Annotated in this window: 9 protein-coding genes and 1 pseudogene; 4 read left to right on the top strand and 6 right to left on the bottom strand. The window is 37.9% G+C overall.

Going from position 1 to position 13,310, the window contains the following annotated elements; all coding sequences use genetic code 11:
• Window positions 1-118: 118 nt before the first annotated feature.
• The 4 genes and pseudogenes from A6J77_RS00230 to A6J77_RS00215 form a co-directional block, all read right to left on the bottom strand.
• Window positions 119-1,750 carry an ABC-F family ATP-binding cassette domain-containing protein gene (locus tag A6J77_RS00230; protein ID WP_083067552.1) on the bottom strand — a complete coding sequence of 544 codons (1,632 nt, stop codon included), beginning with the start codon at window positions 1,748-1,750 and terminating at the stop codon, window positions 119-121.
• Between the two features lie 137 nt (window positions 1,751-1,887).
• Window positions 1,888-4,044: pseudogene (locus tag A6J77_RS00225) on the bottom strand (RNA degradosome polyphosphate kinase); the annotation flags it as partial.
• Window positions 4,045-4,086: 42 nt separating this feature from the next.
• Complete coding sequence (locus tag A6J77_RS00220) at window positions 4,087-5,640, bottom strand: Ppx/GppA family phosphatase (RefSeq protein WP_083067550.1); 1,554 nt, start codon at window positions 5,638-5,640, stop codon at window positions 4,087-4,089.
• Window positions 5,641-6,028: 388 nt separating this feature from the next.
• Window positions 6,029-6,907 carry a Cof-type HAD-IIB family hydrolase gene (locus tag A6J77_RS00215; RefSeq protein WP_083067549.1) on the bottom strand — a complete coding sequence of 293 codons (879 nt, stop codon included), beginning with the start codon at window positions 6,905-6,907 and terminating at the stop codon, window positions 6,029-6,031.
• Between the two features lie 190 nt (window positions 6,908-7,097).
• Between A6J77_RS00215 and A6J77_RS00210 the strand changes: the two genes are divergently transcribed.
• Entirely contained in the window at window positions 7,098-7,778 is a 681-nt protein-coding gene (locus A6J77_RS00210; RefSeq protein ID WP_083067548.1) for a uracil-DNA glycosylase, read from the top strand.
• A 4-nt stretch (window positions 7,779-7,782) separates the two neighbouring features.
• On the opposite strand, the gene A6J77_RS00205 is transcribed toward A6J77_RS00210, so the two are convergent.
• Window positions 7,783-8,175 (bottom strand): BlaI/MecI/CopY family transcriptional regulator, encoded by a 393-nt coding sequence (locus tag A6J77_RS00205; RefSeq protein WP_227645084.1) that lies wholly within the window; start codon window positions 8,173-8,175, stop codon window positions 7,783-7,785.
• Between the two features lie 513 nt (window positions 8,176-8,688).
• Between A6J77_RS00205 and nrdI the strand changes: the two genes are divergently transcribed.
• Genes nrdI through nrdF form a run of 3 tightly spaced genes read left to right on the top strand, consistent with a single transcriptional unit; the run spans window position 8,689 to window position 12,228 of the window.
• Window positions 8,689-9,060: a class Ib ribonucleoside-diphosphate reductase assembly flavoprotein NrdI gene (gene nrdI / locus A6J77_RS00200; RefSeq protein ID WP_083067547.1), complete on the top strand. Its 372-nt coding sequence runs from the start codon at window positions 8,689-8,691 to the stop codon at window positions 9,058-9,060.
• Window positions 9,041-11,224: a class 1b ribonucleoside-diphosphate reductase subunit alpha gene (gene nrdE / locus A6J77_RS00195; RefSeq protein WP_083067546.1), complete on the top strand. Its 2,184-nt coding sequence runs from the start codon at window positions 9,041-9,043 to the stop codon at window positions 11,222-11,224. The genes nrdI and nrdE overlap by 20 nt, the downstream gene beginning before the upstream one ends.
• Before the next feature lie 32 nt (window positions 11,225-11,256).
• The gene (gene nrdF, locus A6J77_RS00190; RefSeq protein ID WP_016897514.1) at window positions 11,257-12,228 is read left to right on the top strand and encodes a class 1b ribonucleoside-diphosphate reductase subunit beta; all 972 of its coding nucleotides are present in this window, start codon (window positions 11,257-11,259) and stop codon (window positions 12,226-12,228) included.
• Between the two features lie 76 nt (window positions 12,229-12,304).
• Here nrdF and A6J77_RS00185 read toward each other — a convergent pair whose 3' ends face one another.
• The gene (locus A6J77_RS00185) at window positions 12,305-13,252 is read right to left on the bottom strand and encodes an alpha/beta fold hydrolase (RefSeq protein ID WP_083067545.1); all 948 of its coding nucleotides are present in this window, start codon (window positions 13,250-13,252) and stop codon (window positions 12,305-12,307) included.
• Between the last annotated feature and the right edge of the window lie 58 nt (window positions 13,253-13,310).

Below are 13,310 nucleotides of genomic sequence, written 5' to 3'. Positions count from 1 at the left end.
TTAAACTTATTTTGCCTAGTAGTCATTGAAAAATATAAAACATAAATTATCGCCAAAGTGAATAAAAGGCAGACCGAAATCGGTCTGCTTTTATCAGTTTGTGTTTTAACAACACTATTTATTCAGCGTATAATTTTTGGATGCGGTCTTGCACATCTTTATTGTCTAAAAATTCTTCGTAAGTAGTATCCATACGGTCAACCACACCATTTGGTGTTACATGGATGATACGGTTAGCGATTGTTTGGATAAACTCACGGTCATGAGAAGTGAATAATACGACTTCTTTAAATTTGATTAAGCCCTCATTCAGACTAGAAATAGATTCCAAGTCCAAGTGATTTGTTGGGTCATCCATTACCAATACATTGGCTTTAGATAACATCATCTTAGATAACATACAACGAACACGTTCCCCACCCGATAATACATCTAGGTTTTTGTTTACTTCGTCACCAGAGAATAACATACGACCTAAGAATGAACGTAAGAATGTGTTATCTTCTTCCTCTGGACCATTGGCGAATTGACGTAACCAATCAAGGATACTTTGTTGGCTGTTTTCAAATTCATCTGAGTTATCTCGTGCCAGGTAAGTTTGACTTGTAGTGACACCCCATTTGTATGAACCTGAGTCTGGTTCCATATTCCCTGTGATGATTTCCATTAAAGCAGTAGTTGAGATATCGTTACGAGATACAAAAGCTACTTTATCTTTTGGACGGATAATGAATGATACATTATCTAATACTTTCACGCCATCAATTGTTTTAGAAAGGTTTTCTACTGTTAGTACATCATTACCAATTTCACGTTCTGGCTCGAATCCAACAAATGGATATTTACGGCTTGAAGGACGGATGTCATCCAATTCGATTTTCTCCAATGTTTTCTTACGAGAAGTCGCTTGTTTTGATTTAGATGCGTTGGCAGAGAAGCGGGCGATAAAGTCTTGTAACTCTTTCACTTTCTCTTCTTTTTTCGCATTTGCATCAGCTTGTAATTTAGCAGCTAATTCTGAAGATTGTTTCCAGAAGTCGTAGTTACCAACGTAAAGTTGAATTTTACCGTAGTCTACGTCACAGATGTGGGTACATACCTTGTTTAGGAAGTAACGGTCATGGGAAACAACTAATACAGTGTTCGGGAAGTTGATGATATATTCAGCTAACCATTCGATGGTGTCTGAATCCAAACCGTTTGTCGGCTCATCTAGTAGTAAGACGTCAGGTTCACCGAATAGTGCTTGTGCAAGTAAGACTTTTACTTTTTCTTGCTCAGCTAATTCGCTCATTGTTTGGTAGTGCATGCCCTCGCCAATACCTAAACCACGTAATAATTGTGATGCTTCATTTTCAGCATCCCAACCGTTCATTTCAGCAAATTCAGCTTCTAATTCACCAGCGCGAATCCCGTCTTCTTCAGAGAAGTCAGCTTTAGCGTATAGGGCATCTTTTTCTTCACGAACTGTGTAAAGACGTTTGTTACCCATGATAACAGTGTCTAAAACTGTGTATTCTTCAAAACCAAAGTGATTTTGGCTTAAAACTGATAGGCGTTCGTCGTCACCCATTGATACGTTACCAGTTGTTGGGCTTAATTCGCCAGATAATACTTTTAAGAAGGTAGATTTACCCGCTCCGTTGGCACCGATAATGCCGTAGCAGTTCTCAGGTGTGAATTTTAAGTTTACTTCATCATACAATTTACGACTTGCAAATTGTACACTTACATTATTTACAGTTAACATCTTGATCCTCTTTCTTCCATAAGATTCGTGGCGTAAAACGCCTAACCATACCCATGGTACATGATTAGCACCCTTGAATCAAATACATTTAATCCAAAGGTGCTATTTTTATTGCGATCGATTATTAAAATCCATCACTATTTTGTATTTAGTCTATTTTGCAAACGTTCAAACCAAGTCATTTTACTGCGCGGGGCAGATGTTCTGGCTTGTTCGCCTTCGTTTAAAGCCTTTTGCATGAAGATTTGTTGTGAGTCTACTGGCGCTAAATCATTTTGTACATATTGGTAAGTACAGTCAGGTAATTTATAACGCGCTTTGGTATTATCTTCTAAGTATACTTTCAAGATTTCCATAATTTCTTCGTGAATATGTTCATCTAAAATAGGGAACTCGATTTCTACACGGCCGATCATGTTACGGGTCATCATATCAGCAGATGATAAGAATAATTTTTCTTCGCCGTTATTATTGAACCAGTAAATACGGCTGTGTTCTAGGAATCGACCGACAACTGAGATGACATTGATATTTTCTGATACACCAGGGATACCCGGTACAAGACAGCAAATACCACGGATAATCAGATCGACTTTCACACCAGCTTGACTCGCTTCGTATAATTTTCTGATGACATCTTTTGACGTTAGTGAATTCATTTTGGCAATGATATGACCATTACCATTCGCTCTGTGGGCTTGAATTTCATCCTCTATATCTTCAATGTAGTTATCACGAATCGCAAAAGGTGATACGTGTAGGTAGTGGTAGTCGGGTTGGTTAGAATAACCACTTAGGTAGTTGAAGAAGTCTGTTGCATCTTCCGCAATTCCTTCATTGGTTGTGATAATTCCCATATCAGTATAGAAACGGGCAGTCTTATCATTGTAGTTACCCGTTCCAAGATGGACGTAACGGTAAACGCGACCATTCTTTTGTTTCACAACCATGGCAATTTTAGAGTGGGTTTTAAGGTGAGTTTTACCATAGATTACATGGCAACCAGCTTCCTCTAAGATTTTAGCCCATTGGACATTATTTTCTTCATCGAAACGAGCTTTCAATTCCACTAAAACGGTTACTTGTTTACCACGTTCAGCAGCTGTTTTTAGGGCTGAAATAATTGGTGAATTCGCCGATACCCGGTATAAAGTTTGCTTAATCGCAAGGGTCTGAGGGTCATTGGCTGCATCTTGGATAAATTCGACTACTGGTTTGAAAGAATCATAAGGGTGGTGTAAAAAGATATCACGTTTTTCAGCTAATTTGAATAAATTCGTGGTTTGTAATTCGCTCGGGTAAACCGGTTTAAATGGTTCATAGCGTAAGTTAGGGAAGTAGTTTTCCAAAACATCGATGGCATCCCCTAGACCGGTTAAGTCTAGTGGGCCGTTAACGAAGTATAGGTCGCGTTCTAATAGACCCAATTCTTCCAGCAGGTATTCAAGGTCTGCATGGATATATTCTTGATCATAATTTTCTTCTTGTTGAATTTCGATACGAACGGCCATACCGTTACGTCGTTGGACTAAGTAGTCTTCAATGACTGTTAATAAATCGTCCGCGCCATCTTCTTGAATGTCTAGATCGGCATTACGGGTCACACGGAACAAGAAGCTAGATTCGATAGTATAGCCAGTAAATAAGGTTTCAATAAAGTTTGCCACAATATCTTCCAAATTAATGAAGTAGTAGTGACCATTTTCTTCGTAATGGAAGTAACGGTTCACCAATTGTGGAATTGGGACAATTGCTACTTGCTGCTCGCCTTCACGACTTAAGTTCACAAAAATATGAATTAATTTGTTGTTTAAGCTTGGAAAAGGACGATAAGCATCAATACCAAGTGGTGTAAGCGTTGGGTAAATTTCATTGAAGAAGAATGTTTTCATTTTCTCTTGGCGACGAATAGGCGCTTCGTTGAAACGGATAAAGCGGATATTGTGTTTTGCCACTTCTTTCTTCAATTCTTGGTATAGGGCATATTGATATTCGTTATTTTCATGGTTCTTATCCGCAATGGCGATTAATTGCTGTTCAGGTGTCCATTGCTTTTTACTATCCAGTTCATTCACATTTAAGTGGAATTGATCTTGTAAACCAGCAACCCGGACCATCATAAATTCGTCTAGGTTAGACGTCCCAATACTTAGAAAGCTTAATCGTTCTAATAAAGGGTTTCTGTCATCAGCAGCTTCTTGTAATACACGGTAGTTAAAATTTAACCAAGAGACTTCTCGGTTTTCATAGTAATCAGGATTATCAAGATCGTATTTGATTTGTTCAGTCATTTTTGTATTCTCCTTTTCATTAAGCTACGGAGAGACTAGTAACTGTTATAAAATGGCCCGATATGAATTTGCATTTATAAACTCTAGGGTAATGTCTTTGCCGATTGCACGTTCTACATGTTTCTTTTGGTCCTCAGAACGGTAGACTTCGGATAATAATTCTCCTTGGAAGAAGACACGTAGAATCAGGTTATTACCTTTCATCACGGTATCCATACTTTTCACAATATTGTTATGAGAATCATTTAGACATTCAGCAAACTTGATCAGTCCTCCAATGTGTTGAAGGGTTTCCACTTGTTTATCGTCTAGCATTTCTCCATAGGTTGTTAAATATTGGTCAAATAAAGTTTTATTTTTATATGAAGCTAAAATAGAAAGGGCTAATCTTTCAGGGTGCGAGAACCCATTTAAGTTAGAGTTAGAAAGTAAATAGAAGGTATGTTGCGATGCATTTCCTGGTTCAATCATTTCCCCAAGATTGTACAAATATGCCCCATAATTCATTAACTCTAATTCACGATCATTCAATTTCAAATAGCCATCTTCACTTAAGGCCGCGTATAACTGGCGAGCAATCACCATTCGTTGCGCTGAATCAGGCATTGAAAATTGGTAAATACTAGATAATCGCTCAACTGTTTCTTGAGCCACTCGATGGATGTCGAAGGCAGACCGGTATTTTTCCTCTAAATATTCATACACAATACCCTCACGCAATCCTTCTTGTGAGAATTTAAATACTGGTGAATCAACGGTTTGAATTAATTCTTGGAAGACGATTGTCGCTGGCACAATAATATCTGCTCGGTTAGAAGACAAACCTTCTAATTTGAGCATCTCTTTCATTGACAAGTCGACAAAAGTATCAAAGACATGGTCAATTTGCTTTGGCTTCATTATATATCCATGTAAACCAGCCATACCGTAATTTGACTGCATTTGGTGGACACGGGCAACGTTACGCGCAGAACCACCAATAGCAAAAATCGGTAAGTTTAAGTTTTCAAAGAAGGGTTGTTCAGAAAATGCTTGGCGGACAAATTTACGTGTTTCCTTGATGCTTTTAGCATCATTGAAGTCTTTCCCGTTAAAGAATTTTTCTTGTAGTGATACGGCCCCAAATGGGAAAGAGAAGGCTTCAACCAATTCCTTGTCCTTAAAGACTGTGATTTCTGTTGAGCCACCACCGATATCAATGGATACACCGTCAGAATCACTCATAGAGTGAACGATTGCAGAGAATCCGTAGTAAGCTTCCATTTCTTCAGGCACTAATTCAATGGTGACACCAGTTTTTTTCTTCACTTGATTGATGATGTCATCTTTATTTTTTGATTGTCGGATGGCTGCAGTTGCTTTTGGCAAGATGCGGTCAGCTTTTAATATAGCCGCTTCTTTTGCAAAGGCGCCAATTATCCGGGCTAGGGTGTCAATACCATCCTGTGACATTTCGTGATCATCATTAATATATTGAAAAATCCGTGCGGGAATTTTAATGTTTTGAATTTCTCGCATGGCTAAATTATCTTCGACTTGAAAGACAACAAGGCGAATAGAGTTTGAACCTATATCAATCAAACCAATTCGTTCTTTCATAACTATTGTGTCCTTTCGATTTTCATGTACTTAAGTAACAACTAAAATTAAATTTATCTTAAGCTTAGTATAACGTAATTTCAGCAAATCCGAAATAATATTTCCCAATAAATAAAAGACTATTTCTTGAGGGAATTAGATAGGGGGTTCTAGAAGAAGAGGGCCGTGACATCAAAGCCACAAGCCCCCTAATTGTTATTTAACGATAGCCGTAATATCGGGCTACGAAAGTCAAACTCTTCCAACCTTTCCCAAGATACTCCAATTACATGACAGTAATTGTTCGGCTCTTGGGTCGTTTAAATAGTTCTTGTTCATAAGCCAACTCCTATAAAGTCTAGTGTCTGGGTGAATGGTGACTATATAGTGATTTTACAGTCACTATATTTCAGTCGTTTTCAGCCATTTTCAATGACTGGTAAATGGCATTCGCCACGCCACCGTCGTAATTACTAGTTGTTTCATATTTAGCGTATGATTTCACTTCCGGTTCTGCATTGGCCATTGCGAACGAATAACCAGCTGCTTTTAGCATAGACACGTCATTGAAATTATCCCCAACTGCCACGACATTATTGATGTTGTACCCATGGTCTTGACAGTATTTTTCAACAGCCTTACCCTTAGTACCATCAGCATGGTTGATTTCAATATTATACTTAAATGATGAGGTGATATGGGTATCAGGATATTTATCGCCTAGTTCTGCCGCTAATGGTTTAATCGTATTTTCAGGGTCTGCATCGACAAATGTAATCTTTATAATGGCTTGACCTTCTTCAGTAATCAAAGTTCTTAAATCATCACGATAATCGATAGTTGTTACCTCATTCGATTGTGTTGCGCGCGTTCTCGCTTCTTCTAATGACATTTCCGGATTCATCTCGTGAATCAGTTCCGTAATTGCAAGAATACGTTGCTCTAACGAAGATGAGTAGACATTTTTACTGGTCATGGCCTCCATATAAAAGCCCGCTTCATAGCCTTTATCCAGGATATCAAGGGCAGTTTGGTCATCTATATCTACTTCGTATTCTACTTTTCCATTTCTGTCAAAAAGGATTGAGCCGTTCAAGCCGATAATCGGGCAACGGATACCCGCTTCATCCAATTTAACTTTAGCTTCGGTAAAATTACGGCCAGTACATACGACAAATGGAATCCCTTTATTATATGTATGCATAATCGCATCAATATTTGCTTGTGGAATATCCATATGTTCGTCCAACAGGGTGCCATCCATATCTGAAACAATCAATTCAATCATTTGTAAGCTCCTATCTCAATTAAGTTAAATTTAGTTTACCACGGTCAATTTAAATTCACTAGTCAAACGGTGTGTTTGAAAATTGATATCAGCCCAATCTCACGAGAGATTTGACTAGGCAAAGAATCACAAAAGGCTTTTTCCATGATATAATGAAAGTTGGACTATCAAGGAGACGAGGGAGAGTATCATGACACGTTTAGGGAAGATGCCAAATGACTGGGCACAAGTACTAGCGCCTGTATTGTCATCTGAAGATTTCAAAAATTTTGAAAATTATATCATAGAAGCCTATCAAAAAGGCCCGGTTTACCCGGACCCAGACAATATTTATGAAGCTTTTGCGCGCACGCCATTTAATCAAGTGAAGGTGGTTATCTTAGGACAAGATCCTTACCATCAACCTGGTCAAGCGCAGGGCTTGAGTTTTTCGGTGAATAAAGGTGTAAAAATCCCACCATCATTACGCAATATCTATAAAGAACTTGAAGCAGATTTAGCCATTCCACCAGCTAGTCATGGAGATTTAAGGGAATGGGCTGACCAGGGTGTTTTATTATTGAATGCAGTTTTGACTGTGCCAGATTCTAGCGCTAATGCCCATAAAGGCAAAGGCTGGGAAGTTTTAACCGATGCGGCGGTTAGTGCCTTAAATCAAGCACCTGAACCCATTGTCTTTATTTTATGGGGGAATTCAGCTAAAGCCAAAGCGACATTAATCGACGATCGGAAACATTATATTTTAAGTTCAGTGCACCCGAGTCCCTTATCCGCCTCACGTGGTTTTTTCGGGACCAAGCCATTTTCCAAGGCGAATGAATTGCTGGAAAAATCAGGGCGGACCCCAATTGATTGGCAAGTATCATCGTAGATCACTAATGGGTGTTTGGGTGGTGGATACATTGACCGGGCGCACAATTACAAGTAACATGGTCAACGTAAGTGGCTTGGTCTAGGGCATTGAAGATATTATGTTTCATCTTATCGTCTAATACAGAAGCTTGAATAAGTGCAGAAATCACCTTGTCAGCATCGGTATTACACCAACCGTTTAAAAGGGTCTGTGCTTGGTTTTCTAAAGCAGTGTCTTCATCAATAGCTGGACGGTAGATAAATGATTTACCGTTCTTTCTAGTTTCAAGCCAGCCTTTCTTGGTCAAGCGACCAATTAGGGTCTTAATAGTAGCTGCCTTCCAATCTTTTTTATCCTCTAATGAGGCGATGATGGTGCGGGAATTGGTTTCTTTTTGCGCCCAAACGACCCGCATGACCTCCTACTCAGCAGCGGAAACATCTTGAAAATCACGTCTTTTTTCTTGGATAATATCAGTTTTCATCACTGACTCCTTTCAGTAGTATCTACCAGGTGGTTGAATCAATTTTAGTTTACATTTGTAGATGTTAAAAAGCAAGTCAAATGGATTTGCGGTGATGGATTTACGACAGTTGATTTAAATAATAGATGAAAAAAATAGACTTAAAACATTTTTTGTATAAATCATCTCATAATTCAGAAAAAAGTTTTCAAGCAAAAGATTTATTTGTGGGCAAAAAAGGCTCAAATGATTATTTAAACTTCAGATGAATTGCCTTAATTGATGGCTTAGACTGATGATTGTATTTTATAATAACTTTAGGCTAGCTGGATTTGTTTATTTTTCTGGAAACAATACTCGTCTTAAATAGTTGAAATTACAGAATGAACCATATATAGTTATATGTAACAGAAATACACCACTACATGTAGTGGTGTCGTTTTTTTTGAATGGGAGGAATGTGATGTGAAAATTGTGTACATGTCTCTAACCGGACAGACACAAAAGTTTGTAAATAAACTTGAAATGGATAGCCTGAGAATTACAATGGATAATGCTTTTCAAGAAATTAACGAACCCTATATCGTGATTGCTCCAACTTATGATATTGAAGTAACAGAAATACTAAATGATTTTATTGAAACTGGCAATAATCTAACGTATTTAAAAGGCGTTTGCGGTTCAGGGAATTTAAATTTCAATGAACTCTATTGTTTTACTGCAAAAGATCTAGCAGAAGCGTATAATGTACCTTTGCTGTTAACTTTTGAATTCCAGGGAAATATGAACGATGTAACAATTATGAAAGAAAAGGTGAATGAAATTGGACCAACCTAAAGCAGTAGTACAAGAAAAAGAAATTACATATTTCAAGCTGAATAACGAGGTTAACCGTCCACTAGACGGAAAAATTCAAATCGAGAAAGATAAAGAAGCGGTACGGGCTTACTTTTTAGAGCACGTTAACCCAAATACCGTATTCTTCTATACTCTAGATGAAAAAATCGACTACTTAGTTGAGCATGACTACTTAGAAGAAGGCTTTTTGAACCTATACAACCGTGACTTTGTGAAACGTTTAATGCAAGAAACGTATGACTTCAAATTCCGTTTCAAATCGTTTATGAGTGCCTACAAGTTCTATACGCAATACGCACTTAAAACAAACGACGGTAAACGTTATTTAGAGCGTTACGAAGACCGTATTGTATTTACAGCTTTATATCTAGCAAATGGTGATGAGCAAGTAGCGAGCGATTTACGGGATGAAATGATCAACCAACGATACCAACCGGCGACACCTACCTTCCTAAATGCAGGTCGTAAACGTCGTGGTGAATTGGTTTCATGTTTCTTAATCCAAGCAACTGATGACATGAACTCGATTGGTCGTACAATCAACTCAGCACTACAACTATCTCGTTTAGGTGGTGGGGTTGGTGTGAACTTGACTAATATTCGTGCTGCCGGAGATCCGATTAAGAAAATTGAAAATGCCTCTTCAGGTATCATCCCAGTGATGAAGTTACTAGAAGATTCATTCTCTTACTCAAACCAATTAGGTCAACGTAATGGTGCAGGTGCCGTATACCTTAGTGTCTTCCATCCAGATGTTGTATCATTCTTATCTGCGAAAAAAGAAAACGCTGATGAAAAAATCCGTGTGAAGACTTTATCACTAGGTCTAGTTGTACCTGATAAATTCTACGAATTAGCAGAAAAAGACGAAATGATGTACTTATTCAGTCCTTACGATGTTGAACGTATTTATGGTAAACCTTACGCCTATGTCAACATTACAGAAGAGTATGATAAATTGGTAAACAACCCAGAAATCAAGAAGTCTAAGATCCGCGCTCGTGATTTAGAAGACGATATCTCTAAATTACAACAAGAATCTGGTTATCCTTACATCATCAATATCGATACTGTAAATGACCAAAACCCAATTGATGGGACAATTGTTATGAGTAACTTGTGTTCAGAAATTTTACAAGTACAACGTCCTTCAATTATCAACAACGACCAAACATTTGAAGAATTGGGTACAGATATTTCATGTAACTTGGGTTCAACAAATATCAATAACTTAATGCATTCACCAGACTTTGGTAAATCAGTTGATACAATGGTTCGTGGTTTAACATATGTAACAGATGCATCAGCTATTGACGTAGTACCTTCAATTAAAAAAGGTAATGATTTAGCTCATACTATCGGTTTAGGGGCAATGGGACTACATACTTATTTTGCCTTAAATGAAATGCACTATGGTTCACCAGAATCCATTGAATTTACAGATAAATACTTCTTACTATTAAACTACTATACTTTAGTAGCATCTAATAGAATCGCTAAAGAACGTGGTGTCACTTTCGAAAACTTCGAAAACTCAACATATGCGACGGGTGAATATTTTGACAAATACATCAATGAAGAAACAACGTTTGAATTTGAAAGAGTTGCAGCACAATTTGAAGGTATTCACATCCCAACTCAAGAAGACTGGAAAGCCTTACGCGCTGCCGTTCAAGAGCATGGTTTATACCACCAAAACCGTTTAGCAGTTGCGCCTACTGGTTCAATTTCTTACGTAAATGAAACAAGCTCAAGTTTACACCCAATCATCCAATTGATTGAAGAGCGTCAAGAAAAGAAAACTGGTAAGACTTACTATCCAGCACCATTCTTAAGCAATAAGACTCTACCTTATTACCAATCTGCTTACGATATCGACAACCGTCGTATTATCGATATTTATGCAGCTGCTCAACAACATATTGATCAAGGTATGAGTTTAACCTTATTCATGCGTTCAGATATTCCTGCAGGTTTATACCCTTGGAAAGAAGGGCGTACAAGCAAAATGACGACACGTGATTTAAACATCTTGCGTCGTTACGCATGGAAACGTGGCATCAAATCTATTTACTACGTACGTACATTCACAGATAACAACGAAGAAGTTGGCGCAAACTACTGTGAAAGCTGTACTGTTTAATCGATTGCACTTAGAATAAGGAAGGAACACACATGACGAATTTTAATGAAAATCCTTATATTGCTATTAACTGGAATGATATTGAGGATATGATTGACAAGTTGACTTGGGAAAAGTTAACAGAACAATTCTGGTTAGATACACGTATTCCATTATCAAATGATTTAGATACATGGCGTACATTATCATCTAGAGAACAAGACATGATTGGAAAAGTATTTGGTGGTTTAACACTACTAGATACTTTGCAATCTGAAGATGGTATGGAATCACTTAAAGCATCTATCCGTACCCAACATGAAGAAGCGGTTTACAATAACATCCAATTCATGGAAAGTGTACATGCTAAATCGTATTCATCTATTTTCTCAACTTTAAACACACCTAAAGAAATTGATAAAATCTTTGCCTGGACACGGGAAAATGAATTTATCCAATACAAAGCGAACCGTATTAACGGCATTTACCAAAACGGTACTGACTTACAAAGAAAAGTGGCTTCGGTATTCCTAGAATCATTTTTATTTTACTCAGGATTCTATGCACCACTTTGGTACTTAGGTAACGGTAAATTGCCAAACGTCGCTGAAATTATTAAATTGATTTTACGTGATGAAAGTGTCCACGGTACTTACATTGGTTATAAATTCCAAATCGCCTTCAACCAATTATCAAAAGAAGAGCAAGAAGACATGCAAAACTGGGCTTTCAGCTTATTGTTTGAATTATATGAAAACGAAGCGAAATACAGCGAGTACATCTATGATGACTTAGGCTGGACTGAAGATGTGAAAATCTTCCTACGTTACAATGCCAACAAAGCATTGCAAAACTTAGGATTTGACCCATTATTCCCAGATACTGCTGATGATGTAGACCCTATCGTTATGAACGGTATTTCTACCGGTACTTCAAACCACGACTTCTTCTCACAAGTAGGTAACGGTTACTTACTAGGGCAAGTTGAAGCCATGTCAGACGAAGACTACGAAAAATGGACTTAAAGTAAAATATGCCTACATAAAAAATCGCGCTTGTCGAAGATGACAGGCGCGATTTTTGCATGTTTTTTGTAAATACTTAATCATGAATGGTTTTTAGTTGTTTCTTAAACCAATTATTGATCATTTGGTAAACAGGTCTAGTATTGCCGTACATTAAACATTCATGCCCGCGATTTTCAAACATCATGATTGTGACATCATCAAAACCAGAACGGGTGAATTCTTTAGCCAGTTTGTGGGTTTCTTTACCACCATTAATCAGTGGATCGTTTCGACCAGCAATAATGGCAATCGGTAAGTCCTTCCGGATGTTTCGAGTCCAGCTAGGTAAAGTTGCCTTATGGGCAATTTTTACTAACTCTGCAAAACCGTTATTAGTGAAAACAAAGCCAACTAACGGCCAATCCCTTTCTTCACCATTTTTAGGCGGATACCAATATTCTGGAAAAGCATTGGCAACAGCAGGGTCATCCATTATACCCGTACCGAATAGTTTTTGATGGATATAGTAATTGTAGGCATCTGGATGCAAGGTGTTTAAAATAGGCGCTAAGGCTGCACCTGTTGCGTATATAGGGCTATGAGTATTCGTCCCACTTAATAATACGCCGTCTATTTCCTCACTATATTGACCAAGGTATAAACGGGTGATGTATGCCCCCATTGAATGACCTAACACATAATAGGGTAAGTCGGGATAATGTTTTTTAGTTGCTTGAACAACTCGATGTAAGTCTTCAACCATGACTTGATCAGCATCCGTTGTGCCAAAGTAGCCTAAACGGTTGTGTTCTTTAGCTAGACCTCCATGGCCAATATGATCATGGGCGATGACTAAAAAGTTTTGGTCCACGAATGACTCAGCTACTTTTTTATAGCGACCACCAAATTCTGACATCCCATGGACAATATGGATAATGGCTTTTGGATGATCGGCGTTTTGCCAAGCGTACACTGGAATATAAGGGCGGTCTGGTGAAGCTGATGGAATAGTGACGGTGTTATAGTAGTCTAATGCAAACATAATTTCCCCTCTTTTTGTTTGATTACTTCTATTATAATGATTTCATTTACAAAGCACA

The sequence above is a fragment of the Aerococcus viridans genome, from assembly GCF_002083135.2.
Taxonomy (GTDB): Bacteria; Bacillota; Bacilli; order Lactobacillales; family Aerococcaceae; genus Aerococcus; species Aerococcus viridans_C.
Note: the sequence above shows the minus strand (reverse complement) of the source record. Positions and strands in the feature narration are given on the sequence as shown.